The sequence below is a fragment of the Oerskovia flava genome (genome assembly GCF_026163685.1).
Taxonomy (GTDB): Bacteria; Actinomycetota; Actinomycetes; order Actinomycetales; family Cellulomonadaceae; genus Oerskovia_A; species Oerskovia_A flava.
This window is the reverse complement of sequence record NZ_JAOXSR010000007.1, coordinates 16827-38515: the sequence shown is the minus strand read 5'-3', so window position 1 is coordinate 38515 and position 21689 is coordinate 16827. Positions and strand designations below refer to the sequence as shown.

The window sequence follows — 21689 nt, the reverse complement described above, 5'->3', positions numbered from 1 at the left end:
ACTAGGCTGGAGCACGGTCTGCCCCGGTGGGCGTCCCGCCGCGGACCTGTTCGGCCCCTTCGCGCATTGGAGAGCACGTGACCCGCACCCAGCCCCGACGAGCCTCCCGGACCCTGCGCCGTCTCGCACTGCCCGTCGCCGCGGCCAGCGCCCTCGCGCTCGCCGCGTGCGCGCCCATCACCACCAACAACCCCTACTCCCCGTCGGACGGGGTGCGGGTGGACCTGACGGACGACGTCCGCGCGCTCAACCTCATGTTCGTCACGACGGCCGAGGGCGAGCCCGGGGTCATGCTCGGCGCACTGTCGAACGACTCCGGCGAGGACGTCGCCATCCTGGTCGCACCGGACGTCGGCGAATCGGTCGAGATCGTCGTGTCCGCCGGCGAGACGCTCCTGATCGGGGCCGAGGGCGGCGTCGACGTGGAGATCGGTAGCGTGCCCGGGGCCCCCGGGAGCATGATCCCCGCGACCGTCAGCTCGAGCGCAGGCGACTCCACGACGGTGTCCATCCCGGTGCTCGACGGCACCCTCCCGGAGTACTCCGAGGTCCTCCTGCCGTAGCCCGTCGCCGGGGCGTCCGGCCCGCCGTCGACCGGCTCGGCCGGACATCGACGTACCGCCCGCGCAAAGCCCTTCCACGGGGTCCCACCAGGGCCTATCCTTGCGCCCGTCGGACGGCCACCAGAGCCGCCCCCAGGTCGAAGGACACCTCAGTGAACCCCAGCAGCGCCGCGCGGCGTTCCGTCACCACCCTCGTCGCGAGCCTTGCGGCCGTCGCCCTGCTCTCCGGCTGCGGAGCGATCCAGAACGCGCTCGGAGGCGCCGCGGACGCGCAGCGCGACGAGCCCGGCGGGCAGATCACCGCGGCCTCGCAGGCTGACGTGTTCTCGTTGCAGGTGGGTGACTGCCTCGACCAGTCGGCAGAGAGCGCGGGCGAGATCGAGTCGCTGCCCGTCGTCCCCTGCAGTGACCCCCACGACGGCGAGATCTACGCCGAGCTCGAGCTCCCGGCGGGCGACTTCCCGGGTGCCGACGCCGTCAACGCCCGGGCGGACGAGTTCTGCATCGCCGAGTTCGAGCCCTTCGTCGGCGTCGCCTACGAGGACTCGGAGCTCTACTTCTGGTCGATGACCCCGCTCGAGGCCGGGTGGCAGGCCCTGGACGACCGCGTCGTGCAGTGCGTGCTCGACACCGCCCCGGAGCTGGTCACCGGCAGCCTGGCCGGCTCCGGGCGCTGAGCCGCTCCCTCTGAGCCGCTCGCCGGAGCCGCTCCGCTCTCTCGATGCCGCTCCGCCAACGCGTACACCGCCGACCACGACCCTGCTCGCCGCCGAACACGGGATCGGTGCCGTGAAGGGCCGCAGAACGACGCCAAGGTCGTTCTCGGCCGTCGGGGGACCTACCCGAAACGGCCCGAGATGTAGTCCTCCGTCGCCTGCTGGGTGGGCGAGGAGAACATGGTCGCGGTGTCGCCCATCTCGATGAGCTTGCCCGGCATGCCGGTCCCGGCGATGTTGAAGAACGCCGTCCGGTCGCTGACCCGTGCGGCCTGCTGCATGTTGTGCGTGACGATCACGATCGTGTAGTCGTTCTTCAGCTCGGCGATGAGGTCCTCGATCGCGAGCGTGGAGATCGGGTCGAGAGCCGAGCAGGGCTCGTCCATGAGGAGCACCTGGGGCTTGACCGCGATCGCCCGGGCGATGCACAGACGCTGCTGCTGCCCGCCGGACAAGCCCGAGCCCGGCCGGTCGAGGCGGTCCTTGACCTCGTTCCAGAGGTTCGCGCCACGCAGCGAGGACTCGACCAGCGCGTCGGCGTCGGACTTCGAGATCCGCTTGTTGTTGAGCTTGACCCCGGCGAGCACGTTCTCCTTGATCGACATCGTCGGGAACGGGTTCGGGCGCTGGAAGACCATGCCGACCTGGCGGCGGACCGCGACCGGGTCCACCTCGTCGCCGTACAGGTCCACGCCCTCCATGGCGACCGTACCCTCGACCCGAGCGCCGGGGATCACCTCGTGCATGCGGTTGAGGGTCCGGATGAACGTCGACTTCCCGCAGCCGGAGGGGCCGATGAACGCCGTCACCGAGCGCGGCTCGATCGTCATCGAGACGTCCTCCACGGCGAGGAAGTCACCGTAGTAGATGTTGAGATCCTTCACGTCGATGCGCTGTGCCATCGGTCCGTCCTGTCAGGTGGTGCGGAAGTCTGTCGGGTGTGCGGTGCGCGGTCAGCGCAGCTTCGGCGAGAAGTACCGGGAGATCAGCCGGGCCAGGAGGTTGAGCGCCATGACGATGAGGATCAGCGTCAGCGCGGCTGCCCACGCCCGGTCGAAGTTGATGGTCGAGATGCAGTCCGCGGCGTCCGCCGCGCAGGGGACGTAACCCTGCTGGTACTGACGATAGACGTACACGGGCAGCGTCATCATGCGGCCCTCGAAGAGGTTGTTGTTGATCGAGTCGATCACACCGACCGTGATGAGCAGCGGTGCGGTCTCCCCGATGACGCGGGCGATCGAGAGCATGACGCCCGTGACGATGCCGGCGACGGAGGTGCGCAGCACGACCTTGACGACCGTGAGCCACTTGGGGACACCGAGCGCGTAGGACGCCTCCCGCAGCTCGTTGGGCACGAGCTTGAGCATCTCCTCGGTGGACCGGACCACGACCGGGATCATGAGGACCGACAGCGCGACAGCACCGACGATGCCCATCCGGATGCCCGGTCCGAAGAACACGGCGAAGAGTGCGTAGGCGAACAGTCCCGCCACGATCGAGGGGATACCGGTCATGACGTCCACGAAGAACGTCACCGACCGGGCGAGCAGCCCACGCCCGTACTCGACGAGGTAGACGGCAGCGAGGATGCCGATCGGCACCGAGATGACGGCCGCGGCGAGCGTGATCTGCACCGTGCCGACGATCGCGTGGTAGATGCCGCCGGCGTCGATGCCCCCGAAGACGCCACGCATCGAGTTGGTGAGGAAGTACAGGTTGAACCGCTCGATGCCGTTCGACAGCACGGTCCAGGAGACGGAGATCAACGGGACCATCGCCAGCGCGAAGGCCAGGTACACCATGACCGTCATGCCTCGGTCGGTGCGCTTGCGACGCGCGTCGGCGCCCTTGAGCATCGCGCGGACCGATGCGCTGCGGTCCTGGTCCTGGCCCGGGGTGCTGTCGCCCGGGAGGTGCTCGACGGTGGTGCTCATCAGTTGGCCCCCGAGAAGTCCTTGCGGCGCGCGACGATCGCGCGGGCGGCCATGTTGACGGCCATGGTGATCACGAACAGGGCGAGGCCGGTGGCGATGAGCGTGCTCACACCGAGCGGCGGCGCCTCGGGGTACTGGGCGGCGATGTTGGCCGCGATCGTCTGCTGCTGACCTGCTTGGAGGACCGCGAACGAGTAGAGCGTCCCCGGGGACAGGATCATGAGGACCGCCATCGTCTCGCCGAGCGCTCGACCGAGGCCGAGCATCGACGCCGAGACGATGCCCGAGCGGGCGAACGGCAGCACCGCGGTGCGCACCATCTCCCACCGGGTCGCGCCCAGCGCGAGCGCGGCTTCCTCGTGCAGGCGCGGCGTCTGGAGGAAGACCTCGCGGCAGACGGCCGTGATGATCGGCAGGATCATCGCCGCGAGGACGACGGCCACCGTGAGCATGACGCGCGGCGGCTGGGAGGCCGGTCCGGCGAAGAGCGGGAACCACCCGAGCGTGCTCGCCAGCCAGTCCCACACGGGGTAGACGAGGGGGGCGAACGTCAGCGCGCCCCACAGCCCGTAGACCACGGAAGGGATGGCCGCCAGCAGGTCGACGACGTACCCGAGCGCGCTCGCGAGGCGGCGGGGAGCGTAGTGCGAGATGAAGAGGGCGATACCGACGGCGAGCGGGGTCGCGATGGCCAGGGCCAGCGCTGCGGCGAGCAGCGTGCCGAAGACCAGCGGCCCCACGAAGGTGACGAGGTTCGCGTCCTCGGGGAACCAGCTGACGCGCGCGGAGAGCTCGTCGCCCCCGGCGCTGATGGCGGGCCACGCCTCGATGAGGAGGAAGATCGCGACGGCGGCGAGGACGAGCAGGATGAGCGCTCCGGCACCGGTGGACAGCCAGCGGAAGACACGGCTCAGGCCCGTGTCAGAAGTCGTGCGACGACGTCGCCGACGTGCCGCTGGCGGTGCGGCGGGCGGAGGTGCGGTGGTAGTCACTCAAGCTCCCGTGCAGGTCGGGGTGCGGATCGGTGTGCTGTCACGCCGCAGCCGGCGGCCAGGTCCCACAGGACCCGACCACCGGCGTCGGCGCATCGGTGGTGCTGATGCTCGGTGCCTCAGGAGGCGCTGATCTGCTCGACGATCGTCTCGATCTCGCCCCGCAGCTCGGCCGAGATGGGCGCGGAGCCCGCGGCCGAGGCCGACTGCTGCTGACCCTCCTCGCTGGCGACGTAGCCGAGGAACGACTTCACGAGCTCGGCCTCGGCCTCGTCCGCGTACTGGAGGCACGCGAGCGAGTAGGAGACGAGGACGATCGGGTAGGTGCCCTCGGCGTCGGTGTCGCGGTCCAGCTCGAGCGCGAGGCTGCCCGCACCGCGGCCCTCGAGTCGTGGCGACGCGTCCACGATAGCCGCTGCGGCCTCGGGCGAGTACGGCACGAAGTCCTCACCGACGCCGATCGCGACGGTGCCCAGCGATCCGGCCTGCGAGGCGTCGGCGTAGCCGATCGTCCCCTCGCCGCCCTGGACCGTCTGCACGACGCCCGAGGTGCCCTGCGCGGACTGGCCGCCCTGCACCGGCCAGTCACCGCTCGGGTCGTGCGGCCAGGCGTCGCCGCCGGCAGCCGCGAGGTACTCGGTGAAGTTCTCGGTGGTGCCCGACTCGTCGGAGCGGTTCACCGGGGTGATGCGCGTGCTGGGGAGCTCGACGCCCTCGTTGTCCGCGGCGATCGCCGGGTCGTCCCACGACGTGATGTCGCCGTTGAAGACGCCCGCGAGCGTCTCACCGGACATCTGGAGCCCCTCGACCTCGGGCAGGTTGTAGATGACCGCGATCGGCGAGACGTAGAGCGGCACCTCGACGAAGTCGCCCATGCAGCGCTCCTGCGCGAGGGCGAACTCCTCCTCGTCCAGGGCGGCGTCGGAGCCGGCGAAGGACACGCCACCCTCGACGAACTGCGTGCGGCCACCACCCGACCCCACGGGGTCGTAGTTGACGGTGACGTCGGCGTTCAGGCTCTGGAAGCCGGCGCGCCAGGCATTCATCGCAGCTTCCTGCGAGCTCGCGCCGGCGCCGTTCAGCTCACCGCTGAGGTCGCTGACGGTGTCGGCGGTGGATCCGTCACCGGTGGACTCCCCGGTGGCGTTGCCCACCGGGTCGTCCGAGCCGCATGCGGCGAGGGTCAGGGCGAGCGCGCCGATGACGACGGCGGATCCAGCGCGGGAGAATCGGCTGAGCTTCACTCTTCGTTCCATCCTGTTCGAACGTCTCGAGCCACCAGCGACCGCCGGTGACAAGGAAGACGCTAAGCAGGCCGAGTGACGCGTCCGCCTAGTCACGGTGAACACGAGATGAACAGTGCACAGACACTTCGCAGGGCTGTGCACGACCGCTCCCGTGTGCGCCCTCTCAGCCCTCGCCGACCCCGTCGGCGACCTTGTAGCCGAGGCCCCGCACCGTGAGGAGATAGCGCGGCGAGGCCGGGTCGGGCTCGATCTTCGACCGGATGCGCTTCACGTGGACGTCGAGCGTCTTGGTGTCGCCGACGTAGTCCGCGCCCCAGACCCGGTCGATGAGCTGACCGCGCGTGAGGACGCGGCCGGCGTTGCGCAGCAGCAGCTCCAGGAGGTCGAACTCCTTGAGCGGGAACGCGACGACGTCGCCGTGGACTGTCACGGTGTGCCGCTCGACGTCCATCCGGACGGGACCGACCTCGAGGGACGGCTCCCCCGGCGCCTCGGCGCCCTGCTCGGTCGCGCCGTGCCGGCGCAGGACGGCCCGGACCCGGGCGAGGAGCTCGCGGAACGAGTACGGCTTGGTGACGTAGTCGTCGGCACCGAGCTCGAGCCCCACCACCTTGTCGATCTCGGAGTCCTTGGCCGTCAGCATGATCACCGGGACGTTGCCTCGCTGCCGCAGCTCGCGGCAGACCTCGGTGCCGCTGAGACCGGGGAGCATGAGGTCCAGCAGGACGAGGTCCGCGCCGCCGTCGTCGTAGGCCGCCAAAGCCTCCGGGCCGGTCGCGGCCGCGACGACGTCGAAGCCTTCTCGGGTGAGCTGATAGGTCAGGGGGTCGCGGTACGACTCCTCGTCCTCGACTACCAGGATGCGCGTCACGCATCCACCTCCTTGGTCGGGTCGTTCGTGCTGCCGGCCGCGCGCGGCGCGCCGGACGGGTGGAACATCGGTTCCGCGGGCGCGGGGTCGGGATCGTCGTCGACCGGGGCCGACGTGCTCGCGGCGGGGACGCGCAGGGTGAAGGTCGACCCGCGGCCAGGTTCCGACCACATCGTCACGTCGCCGCCGTGGTCCGCCGCGACGTGCTTGACGATGCTCAGGCCGAGACCGGTGCCCCCGGTGTCGCGCGACCGTGCGGGGTCGACGCGGTAGAACCGCTCGAAGACCCGGTCCTGCTCGTCCGCGGAGATGCCGATGCCCTGGTCGACGACCGCGATCTCCACCAGGTCGCCCGTGACCGAGACGCCCACCCCGACGCGTGTGTTGTCACCCGAGTAGGCCACGGCGTTGTCGAGCAGGTTCCGCACCGCGGTGACGAGCAGGTTGTGGTCGCCGTAGACGACGGCGTCGGCCGCGTCGAGGTCCCCGCCGACGGTGAGGGTGATCCCCTTCGCCTGGGCACGGGTGCGGGCACGGTCGACCGCCTCCTCGACGACGTCCCGTACGGGGATCGTCCTGACCTCCTTGAGGGCGCCGGCGACCTGGAGGCGGGAGAGCTCGATGATCTCCTGGACCAGCGCGGACAACCGGGTGGCCTCCGACTGCATGCGCTCGGCGAACCTGCGCACGGCGACCGGGTCGTCCGCGGCGTCCTGCACGGTCTCGGCGAGCAACGCGAGCGCGCCGACCGGGGTCTTGAGCTCGTGGGAGACGTTGACGACGAAGTCCCGCCGGATCGCCTCGACCCGGCGCGCCTCGGTCCGGTCCTCGGCGAGCACGAGGAGATGCTCGGGCCCGACCTGCGCCACCCGGACCTGGAGCATGACCCGGCCGCGCCCGACCGGACCGCGCGGGAGCTCGAGCTCCTCGTCGCGGATCACGCCGTCGCGGCGAACGCCCGCGATCATGTCCCAGATGGCGGGGTGCACGACGGTGTCGTTGCGAACCAGCCCGAGCGCGTAGGCGGGCGGGCTCGCCCGGACGACCTCGTCCTCGGCGTCGAGGACGACCGCCGCCGAGCGCAGCACGGCGAGCACCCGGACGAGGCCCTCGTCCAGCTCTGCCGGCTCGGCGGGCGGAAGCCGGTGTTGCTGCCGTTCGCTGACCCGGAACGCGATCGCGGCGACGACACCGACGACCAGGCCGATCACCCCTGCGACGAGGATCGGCACTCCCTGAATCAGTCCGTTCACACTTCCAGGGTACGGTCGGTACCAGGGACGTCCGGACGACGAACCCTGCTGTGGCGTGTTCGGTGCGCAGTGTTCATCTGCGGGGACACTGGAGTTCACCGGACCGTTCACCTCGCGATGCGATGGTGGCCCGGAACCGCTGACACCCGGCGGCTGGAGGAAGGGAAGCGATGCGGGAAATCTTCGAGGCCGAGCTGAAGCAGGTGGGCGAGGACCTCGCCGAGATGAGCCGACTGGTCGAGTCGGCCATGGATCGTGCCGGAACGGCGCTCCTCACGGCGGACCTCCAGCTCGCGCAGTCGGTCATCGCCTCCGACCACGCGATCGACGCGCTCGAGCGCACGCTCGACGAGCGGTGCGTCCTGCTCCTCGCCCAGCAGCAGCCGGTCGCGACCGACCTGCGGGTGGTCGTCAGCGCACTGCGCATGAGCGCGACGCTGGAACGCATGGGCGACCTCGCCCGGCACGTCGCCCAGGTGGCGCGCGGGCGCTACCCGAGCGCGGCGGTCGAGCCGTCGATGCGCCGCACGTTCGAGCAGATGCAGGACGCCGCGGTGCGCGTCGCACGCCGGACGACCACCCTGCTCACGACGCGCGACCTCACCGTCGCGTCGAACATCGAGCGCGACGACGACCTGCTCGATCAGCTCCACCAGGACACGTTCACGGCGCTCCTCGGCCCGGACTGGTCCGGGACGCCGCAGGAGACCGTCGACGTCACCCTCCTGGGTCGCTACTACGAGCGCTTCGGCGACCACGGCGTCTCGATCGCCAAGCGCGTGACGTTCCTCGTGACGGGTGACTTCGCGGACGACCGCGGGCGCCCGAGCACGGCCAGCACGACGGCGTAGCGGTCCACGCCGGCACCGCCCCACCAGCATGACGAACGGCGCGGCCCCCTCGCGGGGGCCGCGCCGTTCGTCGTGCTGCCCGGGGGGCCGGTGGCTCAGCGACCCTGGTTCGCGACTGCTGCCGCGGCCGTGGCAGCCGCCTCGGGGTCGAGGTAGCGTCCGCCCTTCGTCACGGGGCGCAGGTCCTCGTCCAGCTCGTAGAGCAGCGGGATGCCGGTCGGGATGTTGAGCCCGGCGATGTCCTCGTCGGAGATGCCGTCGAGGTGCTTGACGAGCGCGCGCAGCGAGTTGCCGTGCGCGGCCACCAGGACGGTCTTGCCGGCCTGCAGGTCCGGGACGACGTCAGACGTCCAGTACGGCAGCGCACGGTCGAGGACGTTCTTCAGCGCCTCTGCCCGCACGACGGGGGCGTCCGCGTAGCGCGGGTCCGTGTCCTGCGAGAACTCCGAGCCGAGCTCGATGTCCGGCGGCGGCACGTCGTAGGAGCGGCGCCACAGCATGAACTGCTCCTCGCCGTACGTGTCCAGGGTCTGCTTCTTGTCCTTGCCCTGGAGTGCCCCGTAGTGGCGCTCATTGAGGTGCCAGCTGCGCTTGACCGGGATCCAGTGGCGGTCCGCCGCGTCGAGGGCGAGGTTCGCCGTCGTGATGGCGCGGCGCAGGAGCGACGTGTGGACGACGTCGGGCAGGATGCCGGCCTCGCGCAGGAGATGCCCTCCGCGCGTCGCCTCCTCAGTGCCCTTCTGCGACAGCGGGACGTCCACCCAGCCGGTGAAGAGGTTCTTGGCGTTCCATTCGCTCTCGCCGTGGCGGAGCAGCACGAGGGTGTAGGTCATGGTTCCATCCTGCCGCACGCCGTCAGGACGGGGCACCCGTGTCCCGGGTGGTGGTCACGCGTGGTCGGGTCGTGGGAATCACGACCGCGCCGCGGTGTGTTGCACGGGCATGCCCATCACCGGAGAGTACGCACCGAGCCCGTCCGAGCACGCCCGCCGCCAGGTCGAGACCTACGAGAGCTCCGGAGGGACGCAGGCCACGACGATGGGCGGGCGCCCCGTCGTGATCCTCACGACGCTCGGCGCCCGCAGCGGCAAGGTCCGCAAGACCCCGCTCATGCGCGTCGAGCACGACGGCGCGTACGCGGTCGTCGCGTCTCTCGGCGGCGCGCCGACGCACCCCGTCTGGTACCACAACCTGCTGGCGCACCACCTCGCCGAGCTGCAGGACGGCCCCGATCGCCACGACTACGTCGCCCGCGAAGTCACGGGCGCAGAGAAGGCCGCGTGGTGGGAGCGGGCCGTCGCGGCCTACCCGCCGTACGCCGACTACCAGGAGCGCACACGGCGAGAGATCCCGGTGCTCGTCCTCGAGCGGACCGCGTGACCGGGCTGCCGCCCGCAGCAGCCCGGTAGGGAGCCGGCGGGCGGCGCAGCCCTAGCGGGCGGAGCGTACCTGCGCGGCGAGCTCGTAGACCTTGAGCATCTGCTCGGCCGCGGCGTCCCAGCCGAATCGCGCGGACGCGCGGCGAGCCCCGGCGGCCAGCGCGGCGCGGCGGACGTCGTCGCCGAGCAGGTCGGCGAGGGCGCGAGCCCACGTCCGGGGATCGTGGTCGGGCACGAGCACACCGGACACACCGTCCTCGACGATCGTGCGCAGCCCTCCGACGGCGGCCGCCACGACCGGGGTCCCGGTCGCCTGCGCCTCGGCGGCGACGAGCCCGAACGACTCGTTGTGGGACGGGACGGCCACGACGTCCGCGGCCCGGAAGTACTGCGCGAGCACCTCCCGGCCCACGGGCGGGCGCACCACGAGGCGGTCGGCGACCCCCACCTGGTAGGCCAGGGCCTCGAGCTCGCGCACCGCCGTGGGACGACCGCTCGCTCCTCCGAGCACCACGAGCGTCGGGACCGCCTCGCCCCGCTCGGCGAGCACACCCATCGCCCGGACGAGCAGGTCCGGCGCCTTGAGCGGCTGCACCCGGCCCGCGAAGAGGACGATCCGGTCGTCGGCCGGGAGGCCCAGCGCGGCGCGCAGAGCAGGCCGGCCGAGCGTCCCCGGCGAGAACACCTCGAGGTCCACGCCCGGTGCCACGACGTGGACGCGCGCGGGATCCGCGTGGTAGTCCGCGACGAGGTCCGACGCCTCCGCGTCGGTGTTCGCGACGAGCGCGTCCGCCTCCTCGACGACCTGCTCCTCGCCGATGATCCGGCCCAGGGGTTCGGGTGCGTCGCCCGGCGCGAGCGCGGCGTTCTTCACGCGCGCGAGCGTGTGCATCGTGTGCACGAGGGGCACGTCCCAACGATCGGCAGCCAGCCAGCCCACCTGACCGGAGAGCCAGTAGTGGGTGTGCACGACGTCGTACCACCCGACCGCGCGCCGGGCCTCGGCCCGCAGCACCCCGGCCGTGAAGGCGCAGAGCTGCCCGGGCAGGTCGTTCTTGTCCAGCCCTTCGAACGGTCCGGCCGCGACGTGCCGGACGAGGACGCGCTCGGCGACCTCCACCTTGGTCGGCTGCGCGGACGACGTCGCCCGGGTGAAGATCTCCACCTGCGCCCCGCGCCGGGCCAGCGCCTGCGAGAGCTCGGTGACGTAGACGTTCATCCCGCCCGCGTCCCCGGTCCCCGGCTGGTCGAGCGGGGAGGTGTGGACGGAGAGCATCGCGATCCGTGGGTCGTCGCGCACGGTCAGTCCTCGACCACGCACGCGGGGACGGGGACCGGGCACGAGCCCACGACCTCGCCCACGCCGCCCTCGCGCGGCACGCGCAGCGCCGTCAGCGTGGACGACTCCTGGTTGGCGACGACGACGAGGTCCGCGCGCGCGTCCGTGGCGCCGGACGACACGACCGCGAAGTGCCGCGGCCACCGGCCGCCGACCGGGGTGTCGCCCAGGTGGGTCAGCTCGGGGACGGGACCGGGACGCACCGCGAAGGTGGACAGGACGTCCGGGCCGCGGACCGCGACGAACAGCCGGGTGCCGTCGGCGCTGAGGGCGATGTGCGACGGGTATCCCCGCCCCCCGTCCGGCGCCACCGTCGAGCAGGCGGGGTGGTGCGCGGCGACGGCGTAGGGCGCGCCGCCGGGGTCCGCGCCGGGCTGCACGTGCGCGGCCGGGACCAGGACGTAGACGCGCGCGTCGAGCTCGGACACGAGCAGCACGGCGCTGCCGGGACCGTCACCCGGGACGTCGCCGTCGAGCGTCACGAAGTGGCGCGGCCCCGCACCGTCCGGGAGCCTGGCCGCGAGCCCGGCCGGGGCGTCGGGGCGGGTCGGGTACGGGTACCGGCGGAGCTCGTCCGTGCCGAGGTCCGCGACCCACGCCTCCCCGTCGACACGCGCGGAGGAGTGCGCGTGCGGCCCGTCCTGGCGCTCGTGGTCCGGGCCCGAGCCCTCGTGGGTCCGGTGCTGGGCCGCGCCGTCGAACGCCCCGTCGGTGTCCAGCGGCACGGCCGTGAAGACGCCGTTGCCGTAGTTCGTGACCCAGACCTCGGTCTCGGTGGACACGACGTGGCACGGGGACGACCCGCCGGTCGTCACCGGCTCACCGAGCGGGGCGAGCGTGCCGCCCGGCCCGACCGTGAACGCCGAGAGCTCACCGTCGGTCACCTCGGCGACCGCGTACAGGACACGACCCGTGGGGTGCAGCGCGACGAACGACGGTGCGGGGGTGGCGGCCGCGAGCCGCGGGGCCGTGAACGCACCGGAGCGGGAGTCCACGTCGACCCGCCAGACTCCTTCACCGCTTCCTGCGGGCCCGCCGTCGGGGTACGTGCCGATCCACAGGCCGCGTGTGCTGGTCGGTGCGGACGTCGAGGAGGTGCCGGAGCTCATGGAGCGAGCCTAGTTCGCACGCGGCACCGCTCGCGCCCGCAGCGTCAGCGTGGGTCGGCAGGGACGGTCGGCAGGGACGGCGACGGCCGGCAGGGTCGCCCCTGCCGGCCGTCGATCGCGCGTCGCGTCAGTGCGCGGCGTCGTACGCCGTCTGGACGTCCTGGGAGATGCGGCCACGGTCGTTGACCGTGTAACCGTTCGCCCGCGCCCACTCGCGGATCTCGGTCGCCTTGGAGACGCCGTTCCCGCCCCCACGAGGCCGGCGCGACGTGCGCGTCGTCCCTCGCGAGGAGACCTTGCGCGCATTACCGACCCAGGACGCCATGGCGTCGCGCAGCTCTTGTGCGTGCGCCGAGCTGAGGTCGATCTCGTAGGACACGCCGTCGAGAGCGAAGGTCACCGTCTCGTCCGCCGCGCCACCGTCGATGTCGTCGACGAGAATTACCTGGACTTTCTGAGCCACTGTGATTACCTCACGCATCAGAGAATGGAGATCGTGTGGTAATCATGCCAGCGCGCCCCGCGAGCGTCAAAGCACAACGCCTGTGGCACGCAAGAATTCAAGGCTTCTCGTCCGGGCGCACGGAAGAAGGTGCGGGAGAAACAGGTGTCCTGGCGTCCAGCTCGGCCAGGGCACGGCGTTCGTTCCTGTCAGCACGCACGATGTATCGCATCGCGACGTAGAACAGCACGCCCACACCGATGGACGGGATCAACGCGCCGACGGCGGGCCAGAAATCGCTCATGCGTCGAGTCTACGTCCGCTCACTGCGCGGGCTTGACGAGCGGGAAGAGGATCGTCTCGCGGATCCCCTGGCCCGTGAGCGCCATGAGAAGTCGGTCGATGCCCAGGCCCATCCCCCCGGACGGCGGCATGGCGTGCTCCATGGCCACGAGGAAGTCCTCGTCCAGCCGCATCGCCTCGTCGTCGCCGGCGGCCGCCAGCTGCGCCTGCGCCTCGAAGCGCTGGCGCTGGATGACCGGGTCGACGAGCTCGGAGTACGCCGTCGCGAGCTCGACGCCCCGGATGTACAGGTCCCACTTCTCCACCTGACCGCGCACCGTGCGGTGGTCCCGCGTGAGCGGCGAGGTCTCGACCGGGAAGTCCCGGACGAAGGTGGGTGCGACGAGATGGTCGCCGACGAGGTGCTCCCACAGGCTCTCGACGAGCTTTCCGTGATTCACGCTCTTCGGGTCGAACGAGACCTCGAGACGGTTCGCGAGGGCGGAAAGGTGTTCCACGGTCGTCGCGGGCGTGATCTCCTCGCCGAGAGCCTCGGAGAGCGAGTCGTACATGCGCAGCTGCGCCCATTCACCGCCGACGTCGTACTCGGTGCCGTCGGAAAGAGTGACCAGCGTCGTCCCGAGCGCGTCGGAGGCCGCCCGCTGCACAAGGTTCTGCGTGAGCGTCGCCATGGTGTTGTAGTCGCCATAGGCCTCGTACGCCTCGAGCATCGCGAATTCCGGCGAGTGCGTGGAGTCGACGCCCTCGTTGCGGAAGTTCCGGTTGATCTCGAAGACCTTCTCCACTCCCCCGACCGCGGCACGCTTGAGGAAGAGCTCGGGAGCGATTCGCAGGAACAAGGGGATGTCGAACGCATTCATGTGCGTCTCGAACTGGCGCGCCGCCGCGCCTTCCGGACGTGTCTGCAGCATCGGGGTCTCGACCTCGAGGAATCCGCGCTCGTGGAAGTTCTCCCGCAGGGAGCGCACCACGGCCGCACGCAGCCGCACCATGTCGCGGGCGGCGGGCCGGGCGATGAGGTCGACGTACCGCTGGCGGACCCGCGACTCCTCGGAGAGGTCCTTGTGCAGCACCGGCAGGGGGCGCAACGACTTGGCGGCGAGCTGCCACGAGTCGGCGAAGATGCTCAGCTCCCCGCGGCGGGAGCTGATGACCTTGCCGTGCGCGAAGAGGTGGTCGCCGAGGTCGACGTCGGCCTTGAAGGTCTCGAGCGACTCGGGGCCGACCACGGCCTGGCTCAGCATGACCTGGAGACGGTTGCCCTCGCCGTCCTGCAGGGACACGAAGCAGAGCTTGCCGGTGTTGCGCAGGAAGACCACCCGGCCGGCGACGCCGACCTCGTCCTCGGTCTCCTGCCCGGCCTCGAGGTGGTCGTACGCGGCACGCACCTCGGCGATCGTGTGCGTGCGCGCGACCTCGACCGGGTACGCCTCGTCGCCCCGCGCGAGGATGCGTTCACGCTTGTCCCGGCGGATCCGGAGCTGCTCGGGGAGGTCGTCGGGCGCGTCGGCCAGGGCGGTGGGGGCGTCGGAGGTCACCGGAGGATTCTACCGGCGCCCTCGGCACGCCCCGGCACGAGCAGGTCAGGCCTCGGGCTGCAGGTCCAGCGCGAGGTCGAGGATCGGCGCGGAGTGCGTGAGGGCACCGACCGACAGGTAGTCCACGCCCGTCCCGGCGACCTCGCGCGCGCGCTCGAGCGTGAGGTTGCCCGTGGCCTCGAGCTCGATCCGCCCGGTCTCGTCCTCGCGCTCCCGCACGGCCGTGACGGTCGCCGCGAGCACCGGCGTCGGCATGTTGTCGAGCAGCAGGAAGTCCGCACCGGCGTCGATCGCCTCGAGCGCCTGCGCGGTGGTGTCCGCCTCGACCTGGACCAGCACGTCCGGGAACGCCTGACGGATCGCGACGATCGCGGCGCTCACGGACCCCGCGGCGACGACGTGGTTGTCCTTGACCATCGCGACGTCGTAGAGGCCCATGCGCTTGTTGGTGCCACCGCCTGCGCGGACCGCGTACTTCTCGAGGGCGCGCAAGCCCGGGGTGGTCTTGCGCGTGTCCAGGACCTGCGCCCCCGTGCCGTCGAGCTCGCGGGCCCAGGCCCTGGTCGCCGTCGCGACGCCCGAGGCCCTGCTCGCGAGGTTGAGGAGCGTGCGCTCCGCGGTGAGCAGCACCTGCACGGGACCGCTCAGCCGGGCGAGCACCTGACCGGCGGTCACCTCGTCCCCGTCGCGGGCGACGAGTCCCACCTCGACGCCCGGCAGGCCGAACCGCTCGGCGACCTGGCGGGTCACCTCGGCGACCACGACCAGTCCCGCCACCACACCGGGGGCGCGCGCCACGAGGTGGGCGGTGCCCGTGCCCGACGCCGGCACGGTCGCCTGGGTGGTCACGTCACGGCCGGGCGCGGGGCCGAGGTCCTCGTCGAGGGCCCGTGCGACGGTCTCGGCGATCCAGGCGGGGTCGAGGCCGTTCGCTGATGCAGAAGGGACGGGTGCCTGCGGGGAGGTGCTCACGCGCACCCACGGTAGCCGGTCACCCCGCGTGCAGCGTCCCGTCCTCGTCGAGCACGACGACGACCCGCCGCTCCCAGGTCGGGTCCGGCGCGGGGAAGTCGGTGCGGTAGTGCCCGCCCCGGCTCTCGGTGCGCACGGTGGCCGCAGCGGTCAGCGCGGTGGCGACCTGGTGGATGTTCGTCGTCTCCCACTCTGCCGCCTGCGGCTCCGCGACGACGTCGGAGGCCACGTGGGCGTCCGTACGCACCGACGCGAGCCGGTCGGCCGCGACCGCGAGCCCGACCGCGTCCCGGATGACGCCGGGGCCTGCGGAGGTGATCGACTGGATGCGGGAGCGGGCGGCTGCGGCGACGAGCGCTGACGGTCCGGGACGTGCGACCGGCTCGCCTCCGACGAGGTCGCCCGCGCCGACCCGTTCCGTGATCTCCCGGGCCGCGCGGTGGGCGAACACCAGCCCTTCGAGCAGCGAGTTCGACGCGAGGCGGTTGGCGCCGTGCACACCGGTGCACGCGACCTCGCCGATCGCGTAGAGACCGTCGAGCGACGAGCGCCCGTGCAGGTCGGTGACGACACCGCCCGAGTGGTAGTGCTGGGCCGGCGCGACCGGCACCGGCTCCTCGGTGATGTCGATGCCCTGGTCGAGCAGCCGGCCGCTGATCGTCGGGAACCGGCGACGCAGGAAGTCCGCCCCGAGGTGGCGTGCGTCGAGCAGGACGTGGTCGGACGCCGTCGCGGCCATCTGCCGCACGATCGCGTGCGCGACGACGTCGCGCGGAGCGAGCTCGGCCATGGGGTGGACCGACGGCATGAAGCGCGCGCCGTCCGTGTCGAGGAGGATCGCGCCCTCCCCGCGCACCGCCTCCGAGATGAGCGGGAGCTGGCCCTTCGCACCGATCCCCGACCACAGCACCGTCGGGTGGAACTGCACGAACTCCAGGTCGCCCAGCGTCGCGCCGGCACGTAGCGCGGCGGCGATCCCGTCGCCGGTCGCCTGGGGCGGGTTCGTCGAGGAGCGGAACACCTGGCCCACGCCGCCGGTGGCCAGGACGACGGCCTTGGCGAGCGCCGCGCCGACCCCGTCCCGGGACCCCTCGCCGCGCACGTGCAGCGTGACGCCGCAGGCCCGCGGCCCGTCGCCGGACGCCGTCGTCAGCACGTCGAGGACGAGGGCGTTCTCGATCACCTCGATGCCCGGGTCCGCGAGCACCGCCTCCAGCTGGGAGACGAGCGCGCGGGAGATCTCGGCGCCCGTCGCGTCCCCGCCGGCGTGGGCGATGCGGTCGGCGTGGTGCCCGCCCTCACGGGTGAGGGCGATGTCACCGCCCGGCCCCAGGTCGAAGTTCGCCCCGCGGGCGACGAGCTCGTGCACCCGCGCCGGACCCTCGGTGACGAGGACCTCGACCGCGACCGGGTCGCACAGACCGCCGCCCGCCACGAGGGTGTCGGCGAGGTGCGCTTCCGGCGAGTCCTCGGGGTGCAGCGCGGCGGCGATCCCGCCCTGCGCCCAGACCGTCGACCCGGACGACAGCGCGCCCTTGGTCACGAGCAGCACCCGCGGCACCCGTGCCCGCAGCTCGAGCGCCGCGGTGAGGCCCGCGATCCCGGAGCCGACGACGATCGCGTCGGCCGTCGTCGTCCAGCCCGGGTCGGGCGCCGCGAGGGTTCGCGCGACCCGGAGGCTCATGCCCCGCCGACCGGTCGCTGGAACGGGGCGGCCGCGATGCCGCTCGCCTCGAGGCCGAACCCGTCGGGGACCAGACCCGGCTCGTCCCCGAGCTCGACGATCCGGTTGCGCCCGTCGACGAACACGACGTTCGGGAGGTGGTGACGGGCCTCGGCGTCGGCGACCATGCCGTACGCGATGAGGATGACGACGTCGCCCGGCGAGACCAGGTGGGCGGCCGCGCCGTTGATGCAGATCTCGCCCGCACCCCGCTCGCCCGGGATGACGTAGGTCGTCAGGCGTGCGCCGTTCGTCACGTCCACCACGTCGACCTGCTGCCCGGGGTAGAGGTCGGCCGCCTCCAGCAGGTCCACGTCGACCGTGATCGAGCCGACGTAGTGCAGGTCGGCCTGCGTCACGGTCGCCCGGTGGATCTTGCCGATCATCATCGGCCGCTGCAGGGACGCGGGACGGGGGTGTCGGGTCGGGTCGGTCACGAGGTTCCTCCAGGTCGAGCCGCCGGGCGGGCCTTGCCGCCCGGCGTGGGGGCCATGGCGCGCAGGTCCACGGCCATGTTGTCGATGAGTCGCGTCGAGCCGACGCGTGCCGCCACGAGCAGGAGTGCCGGCCCGGTCGCGTCCGACGCCAGCTCGGCCGCGTCCGCAGGGTCCACCAGCGCAAGGTAGTCGACCACAACGCCCGGTGACGCGTTGAGCATTCCCGCTGCGGCGCGGATCACTCCCGTCGGACCGGCGCCGAGCGCTCCGGCGTCCGCACCCACGCGCAGGGCCGCGCTGAGCGCCAGGGCGTCCGCACGCTCGGCGGGTGACAGGTAGGCGTTGCGCGACGACAGCGCCAGGCCGTCCTCGTCCCGCACCGTCGGCACGCCGACCACGTCGACGGCGACGTCGAGATCGTGCACCATCCGACGCACCGCGATGAGCTGCTGGGCGTCCTTGCGGCCGAAGAGCGCGACGTCCGGCCGTGTCAGGTGCATCAGCTTGAGCACGACGGTCAGCATGCCGTCGAAGTGGCCGGGGCGGTGCGCGCCCTCGAGCACCTCGCCGACGGCACCCGCGCTCACCCGCACGACCGGCTCACCCCCGGGGTACACGCCGTCGCCGTCCGGCGCGAAGACCAGGTCGGTGCCGACCCCCGCGAGCAGGGCGACGTCACCCGCGAGATCACGGGGGTAGCGCTCCAGGTCCTCCCCAGCACCGAACTGCAGCGGGTTGACGAAGATCGTCACCACGACCTGCCCGCCCGGGCCGGCCTGCTCCCGGGCCCGGCGCACCAGCTCGAGGTGCCCGTCGTGCAGCGCGCCCATCGTCATGACGACGGCGCGGCGCGCGCCCGGTGCACGGCTCGCGTCCCAGCCGCGAAGCGCCGCGTCGAGCTCCGCGCGGGTGGTGGCGACGAGCGGTCCGGGACCTGATCCGGGGGCACGTCCGTGCGACATCTAGCGTTCCTCCAACACGTCGAGAATGTCCTGCGCCTGCCGCGCGTCGATGCGCCCGCTCGCGAGCGCCCGACGGGTCGCCCCGCGGCTCAGCTCCCGGTACGACGCCGGGACGTCGGTCGCGCCGCTCGCGACCGCGAGGTCCTCGAGCACCGCGAGGTGCTCCTCGACCGTCCCGACGTCGCCGCGCGAGACCGGGCCGGTGAGGGCGGCGATCGCCCCGGGACCACCACCGGAGCCCACGTCGGCGGTGCGGGTCGCGCCGTCGAGCGCCGCCGCGAGCAGCGGTGCGAGCACCCGTCCCGGCTGCTCGACGCCCGCGGCGGCGAGTGCCTGCGTTGCCTGCGCGACGAGGACCACGAGGTGGTTCGCCCCGTGGGCGAGCGCCGCGTGGTACAGGCCGCGGGCGTCCTCGTCGACGACGACGGGCTCGCCCCCGATCTCCACGACGAGCGCCTGCCCGATGGGCTGGACGGGCGCGGGCGCGGTCACCGCGAACGTGGTTCCCTCCAGGCGGGACAGGTCCAGCGACGTCCCGGTGAAGGTCATCGCGGGATGGATCGCGAGCGGGATGGCCCCCGCGGCGCGCGCGGGCTCGAGCACGGACGTCCCGAACCTGCCAGAGGTGTGCACGACGAGCTGTCCTGCCTGCCACGCCCCCACCTCGGCGAGCCCCGAGACCAGTGTGGGCAGGACGTCGTCGGGCACGGCGAGGAGCGCGAGCTCGGCGCGCCGGGCCACCTCCGGGACCTCCAGGACCGGGACGCCAGGGAGCAGGGTCTCGATCCGCTCGCGCGAGGCCTCCGAGATCCCGCTGGCGCCCACGACGGCGTGCCCGGTCGCCCGCAGCGCGCTGCCGAGGACGGCCCCGACCCGGCCCGCGCCGATGACGCCGACCCCGAGACGTCCGGGGCGGCGGGAGACGTCAGCCATCCGCGGGCTCCGGACGGGCGGCGGCATCGGTGCGCATCCACTGCTCGGGTGCGGCGTGCGCCCGGGCCTCGCGCGCACGCCGCGCCTGCGTGTCCATGAGCAGGCCGGCGTCGGCCTCGTCCAGGTGCTGCACGGTCGGGATGACCGGTCCGGGCGTCGAGTGCACCGTGAACGTCGCGACGCGCAGTCGCCGCTGCCACGGACCCTGCTGCAGGCCGAGGGACTGCGTCCGCTCGTGCGGCACGACCTCGAGCCGTCGCAGCAACCGACCGCGCCGCAGGAGGAGCGCACGGTCGGTCACGGCGAAGCCGTTGCGGCGCCACGCGACCGGGTCCAGGATGCGGGTGCGCCGCGGCGCCGCCGTGAAGTACTCCCCCGCGTCGAGCCCCGTCATGCCCTCGTCGAGGACCGCGAGCGGGTCGTCGGCGCCGAGGTCCGGCAGGACGAGCCACACGGCCGTGAGCGCCTCCTCACGCGTGCCCACGGGCAGCAGCACGCTGTTGCTGTCGCTGCCGTCGGCCGAGAGCGTGTAGCCCGCGACGTTGACGTCCACGCGCCACCAGTCCGGACCGCGCCAGAGCAGACCCTGCGTGAGGCGGATCGCCTGCACGCGGCCGGGCGGGATGGTCTGCGAGCGCGTCTCCAGCAGGCCGTGCCGGAGCCGGATGCCGTCGGGCGAGAGCGCCGACCGGAAGTTGAACTCCCGGGTGAACCGCGAGAAGAGATACCCACCGAAACCGAGCACCGCCGGGAAGGCGGTGAACAGCACCGAGAGCTCGCGGGTACCGATGACCAGGCCGACCAGCAGCAGCAGACCGAGAACGAGGCCGATCGTCGCCCCGGAGCGCAGGAGCGACAGCACGAGCCTGCCCGGAGGCACGGTCGTGATCGGCTGCTCGGGGGCCTCCGGGGCGACGAGCGCGAGGGTGTCCGACGCGTCGACACCGTCGCCGGGCGCGACGCCGCCGGGGGTTCCCTCGACGTCCGGCGACGCCGACGCGCCGGGCGCCGGGCCCCCCACCCGGATGCCCGCGGCCAGGGCGAGCAGCTCGTTGCGCAGCCGCTGGGCCTGCGCCTCCTTGAGGAAGCCGAGCTTGATGCCCGAGTCCGCGCCCCCGGCGACCTCGAGCTTCAGCTCGGCGAGCCCGAAGAGGCGCGCGACCAGTGGCTGCACGATATCGACGGCCTGCAGCCGGTCGAGCCGCGCCTTGCGCTGCTGCCGGAAGAGCACGCCCTGGTGGAGCCGCACGGACTCGTCGTCGATCGCGTACGTCGTCATGCGCCATGCGAGGGCCGAGTAGGCGAGCCCGACGAGACCGATCGCGAGGATGCCGAGGAGGATCTGCCACCATCGGTCACCCTCGAGGAGGTTGTCACCCTCGGGCAGCCCGTTGACCGTCTGCTGCCCGACGATGACGAAGAGCACGGCGATGACCGTCCAGCCGCGCACCACCGGTGTCACCGGGTGCACCCGGTGCCATACCAGCGGGGCCGGCTCGGGCGGGGTCGGGTCGGTGGACGACGGGTCGGTGGGCGACGGGTCGGTGGGCGACGGGTCGGTGCGTATCGGGTCGGTGGGCGTCAGGTCGCTCATAGCCCGGCCAGCCGGGCCTCGCCCCGGGACGCGAGACGGTCGCGCAGGCGCTCCGCCTCGCTCGGCTCGAGGCCATCGATCGTCGCGTCCGTGCCGGGCGACGCGGTGTGCAGCTGGACCTGGGCGATGCGGAACCTGCGCGCGACGGGACCGGCCTCGACGTCGACGTACTGCATCCGCCCGTAGGGCACCACCACGAGGGACCGGAACATGATCCCCTTGCGGATCAGCAGGTCGTCGTCGCGCTCTGCATAACCCATCGCCCGGACCTGCCGCGGCACCAGCAGCACGGCGACGACCATCATGATCACCAGCACGGCGGGAGCGATCCACACCCACGGCGTCGACGTCAGCACCGCGACCACCCCGCCCGCGACGGCCGGCACCACCAGCCACAGCCCGAGAGTGAGCAGGCGCGCGGACACGAGGCGCAACGAGACGCGCTGCCACACGATGCCGGGCGGGTCGAACGGTCCGGACGGTGCGGCGTCCGTCGTGCCGGGCTGGTCAGTCATGGTTCCATCCTCGCAT

Annotated in this window: 23 protein-coding genes; 4 read left to right on the top strand and 19 right to left on the bottom strand. The window is 72.4% G+C overall.

The window, feature by feature from the left end:
* Positions 1 to 77 precede the first annotated feature (77 nt).
* Positions 78 to 563 (top strand): hypothetical protein, encoded by a 486-nt coding sequence (locus OHL10_RS12295; protein ID WP_265522511.1) that lies wholly within the window; start codon positions 78 to 80, stop codon positions 561 to 563.
* A gap of 152 nt (positions 564 to 715) precedes the next feature.
* Positions 716 to 1240, top strand: a complete 525-nt coding sequence (locus tag OHL10_RS12290) for a septum formation family protein (RefSeq protein ID WP_265522510.1) — start codon at positions 716 to 718, stop codon at positions 1238 to 1240.
* A 161-nt stretch (positions 1241 to 1401) separates the two neighbouring features.
* Here OHL10_RS12290 and pstB read toward each other — a convergent pair whose 3' ends face one another.
* The 6 genes from pstB to OHL10_RS12260 form a co-directional block, all read right to left on the bottom strand.
* Positions 1402 to 2181: a phosphate ABC transporter ATP-binding protein PstB gene (gene pstB, locus OHL10_RS12285; protein ID WP_265522509.1), complete on the bottom strand. Its 780-nt coding sequence runs from the start codon at positions 2179 to 2181 to the stop codon at positions 1402 to 1404.
* A gap of 51 nt (positions 2182 to 2232) precedes the next feature.
* On the bottom strand, positions 2233 to 3135 hold the full coding sequence (gene pstA, locus OHL10_RS12280) for a phosphate ABC transporter permease PstA (RefSeq protein WP_265522670.1): 903 nt from the start codon (positions 3133 to 3135) through the stop codon (positions 2233 to 2235).
* 77 nt (positions 3136 to 3212) lie between these two features.
* Positions 3213 to 4205, bottom strand: coding sequence for a phosphate ABC transporter permease subunit PstC (gene pstC, locus OHL10_RS12275; RefSeq protein ID WP_265522508.1), 993 nt, complete (start codon positions 4203 to 4205; stop codon positions 3213 to 3215).
* 119 nt (positions 4206 to 4324) lie between these two features.
* Complete coding sequence (gene pstS, locus OHL10_RS12270) at positions 4325 to 5449, bottom strand: phosphate ABC transporter substrate-binding protein PstS (RefSeq protein WP_265522507.1); 1125 nt, start codon at positions 5447 to 5449, stop codon at positions 4325 to 4327.
* 166 nt (positions 5450 to 5615) lie between these two features.
* Positions 5616 to 6323 (bottom strand): response regulator transcription factor, encoded by a 708-nt coding sequence (locus OHL10_RS12265; protein ID WP_265522506.1) that lies wholly within the window; start codon positions 6321 to 6323, stop codon positions 5616 to 5618.
* Positions 6320 to 7576: a sensor histidine kinase gene (locus OHL10_RS12260; RefSeq protein ID WP_265522505.1), complete on the bottom strand. Its 1257-nt coding sequence runs from the start codon at positions 7574 to 7576 to the stop codon at positions 6320 to 6322. The genes OHL10_RS12265 and OHL10_RS12260 overlap by 4 nt, the downstream gene beginning before the upstream one ends.
* 170 nt (positions 7577 to 7746) lie before the next feature.
* Here OHL10_RS12260 and phoU point away from each other — a divergent pair, with 170 nt between their 5' ends.
* Positions 7747 to 8427, top strand: a complete 681-nt coding sequence (phoU, locus tag OHL10_RS12255) for a phosphate signaling complex protein PhoU (protein WP_265522504.1) — start codon at positions 7747 to 7749, stop codon at positions 8425 to 8427.
* 95 nt (positions 8428 to 8522) lie between these two features.
* Here the strand turns inward: phoU and OHL10_RS12250 are convergent, their stop codons facing one another.
* Positions 8523 to 9260: a phosphoglyceromutase gene (locus tag OHL10_RS12250; protein ID WP_265522503.1), complete on the bottom strand. Its 738-nt coding sequence runs from the start codon at positions 9258 to 9260 to the stop codon at positions 8523 to 8525.
* Between the two features lie 109 nt (positions 9261 to 9369).
* Here OHL10_RS12250 and OHL10_RS12245 point away from each other — a divergent pair, with 109 nt between their 5' ends.
* Positions 9370 to 9807: a nitroreductase family deazaflavin-dependent oxidoreductase gene (locus OHL10_RS12245; protein ID WP_265522502.1), complete on the top strand. Its 438-nt coding sequence runs from the start codon at positions 9370 to 9372 to the stop codon at positions 9805 to 9807.
* A gap of 51 nt (positions 9808 to 9858) precedes the next feature.
* Here the strand turns inward: OHL10_RS12245 and mshA are convergent, their stop codons facing one another.
* From mshA to OHL10_RS12185, 12 genes are all read right to left on the bottom strand, one after another.
* Positions 9859 to 11112: a D-inositol-3-phosphate glycosyltransferase gene (gene mshA / locus OHL10_RS12240; protein WP_425499006.1), complete on the bottom strand. Its 1254-nt coding sequence runs from the start codon at positions 11110 to 11112 to the stop codon at positions 9859 to 9861.
* Positions 11109 to 12254 (bottom strand): lactonase family protein, encoded by a 1146-nt coding sequence (locus tag OHL10_RS12235; protein WP_265522501.1) that lies wholly within the window; start codon positions 12252 to 12254, stop codon positions 11109 to 11111. The genes mshA and OHL10_RS12235 overlap by 4 nt, the downstream gene beginning before the upstream one ends.
* Before the next feature lie 127 nt (positions 12255 to 12381).
* Positions 12382 to 12717 (bottom strand): histone-like nucleoid-structuring protein Lsr2, encoded by a 336-nt coding sequence (locus OHL10_RS12230; RefSeq protein WP_265522500.1) that lies wholly within the window; start codon positions 12715 to 12717, stop codon positions 12382 to 12384.
* 97 nt (positions 12718 to 12814) lie between these two features.
* Entirely contained in the window at positions 12815 to 13000 is a 186-nt protein-coding gene (locus OHL10_RS12225) for a hypothetical protein (protein WP_265522499.1), read from the bottom strand.
* A 19-nt stretch (positions 13001 to 13019) separates the two neighbouring features.
* The gene (lysS, locus tag OHL10_RS12220) at positions 13020 to 14537 is read right to left on the bottom strand and encodes a lysine--tRNA ligase (RefSeq protein WP_265522498.1); all 1518 of its coding nucleotides are present in this window, start codon (positions 14535 to 14537) and stop codon (positions 13020 to 13022) included.
* Between the two features lie 45 nt (positions 14538 to 14582).
* Positions 14583 to 15509 (bottom strand): carboxylating nicotinate-nucleotide diphosphorylase, encoded by a 927-nt coding sequence (nadC, locus tag OHL10_RS12215; RefSeq protein ID WP_265522497.1) that lies wholly within the window; start codon positions 15507 to 15509, stop codon positions 14583 to 14585.
* Between the two features lie 19 nt (positions 15510 to 15528).
* Entirely contained in the window at positions 15529 to 17193 is a 1665-nt protein-coding gene (locus tag OHL10_RS12210) for an L-aspartate oxidase (RefSeq protein ID WP_265522496.1), read from the bottom strand.
* The gene (gene panD / locus OHL10_RS12205) at positions 17190 to 17621 is read right to left on the bottom strand and encodes an aspartate 1-decarboxylase (protein WP_322645558.1); all 432 of its coding nucleotides are present in this window, start codon (positions 17619 to 17621) and stop codon (positions 17190 to 17192) included. The genes OHL10_RS12210 and panD overlap by 4 nt, the downstream gene beginning before the upstream one ends.
* Before the next feature lie 44 nt (positions 17622 to 17665).
* Positions 17666 to 18631 carry a pantoate--beta-alanine ligase gene (panC, locus tag OHL10_RS12200; RefSeq protein WP_265522495.1) on the bottom strand — a complete coding sequence of 322 codons (966 nt, stop codon included), beginning with the start codon at positions 18629 to 18631 and terminating at the stop codon, positions 17666 to 17668.
* A complete protein-coding gene (locus OHL10_RS12195) occupies positions 18632 to 19564 on the bottom strand; it encodes a Rossmann-like and DUF2520 domain-containing protein (protein ID WP_265522494.1) in 933 nt (310 codons plus the stop codon).
* Positions 19557 to 21158, bottom strand: coding sequence for a PH domain-containing protein (locus tag OHL10_RS12190; RefSeq protein WP_265522493.1), 1602 nt, complete (start codon positions 21156 to 21158; stop codon positions 19557 to 19559). The genes OHL10_RS12195 and OHL10_RS12190 overlap by 8 nt, the downstream gene beginning before the upstream one ends.
* Positions 21155 to 21673: a PH domain-containing protein gene (locus OHL10_RS12185; RefSeq protein WP_265522492.1), complete on the bottom strand. Its 519-nt coding sequence runs from the start codon at positions 21671 to 21673 to the stop codon at positions 21155 to 21157. The genes OHL10_RS12190 and OHL10_RS12185 overlap by 4 nt, the downstream gene beginning before the upstream one ends.
* Positions 21674 to 21689 lie beyond the last annotated feature (16 nt).

What these genes read in the sequence shown, in the direction of transcription:
- pstB (WP_265522509.1), bottom strand. Translation starts at nt 2,181, where the DNA reads ATGGCACAGCGCATCGACGTGAAGGATCTCAACATCTACTACGGTGAC.
- pstA (WP_265522670.1), bottom strand. Translation starts at nt 3,135, where the DNA reads ATGCTCAAGGGCGCCGACGCGCGTCGCAAGCGCACCGACCGAGGCATG.
- phoU (WP_265522504.1), top strand. Translation starts at nt 7,747, where the DNA reads ATGCGGGAAATCTTCGAGGCCGAGCTGAAGCAGGTGGGCGAGGACCTC.
- OHL10_RS12250 (WP_265522503.1), bottom strand. Translation starts at nt 9,260, where the DNA reads ATGACCTACACCCTCGTGCTGCTCCGCCACGGCGAGAGCGAATGGAAC.
- OHL10_RS12245 (WP_265522502.1), top strand. Translation starts at nt 9,370, where the DNA reads ATGCCCATCACCGGAGAGTACGCACCGAGCCCGTCCGAGCACGCCCGC.
- OHL10_RS12235 (WP_265522501.1), bottom strand. Translation starts at nt 12,254, where the DNA reads ATGAGCTCCGGCACCTCCTCGACGTCCGCACCGACCAGCACACGCGGC.
- OHL10_RS12225 (WP_265522499.1), bottom strand. Translation starts at nt 13,000, where the DNA reads ATGAGCGATTTCTGGCCCGCCGTCGGCGCGTTGATCCCGTCCATCGGT.
- OHL10_RS12210 (WP_265522496.1), bottom strand. Translation starts at nt 17,193, where the DNA reads ATGAGCCTCCGGGTCGCGCGAACCCTCGCGGCGCCCGACCCGGGCTGG.
- panD (WP_322645558.1), bottom strand. Translation starts at nt 17,621, where the DNA reads ATGATGATCGGCAAGATCCACCGGGCGACCGTGACGCAGGCCGACCTG.
- panC (WP_265522495.1), bottom strand. Translation starts at nt 18,631, where the DNA reads ATGTCGCACGGACGTGCCCCCGGATCAGGTCCCGGACCGCTCGTCGCC.
- OHL10_RS12195 (WP_265522494.1), bottom strand. Translation starts at nt 19,564, where the DNA reads ATGGCTGACGTCTCCCGCCGCCCCGGACGTCTCGGGGTCGGCGTCATC.
- OHL10_RS12190 (WP_265522493.1), bottom strand. Translation starts at nt 21,158, where the DNA reads ATGAGCGACCTGACGCCCACCGACCCGATACGCACCGACCCGTCGCCC.
- OHL10_RS12185 (WP_265522492.1), bottom strand. Translation starts at nt 21,673, where the DNA reads ATGACTGACCAGCCCGGCACGACGGACGCCGCACCGTCCGGACCGTTC.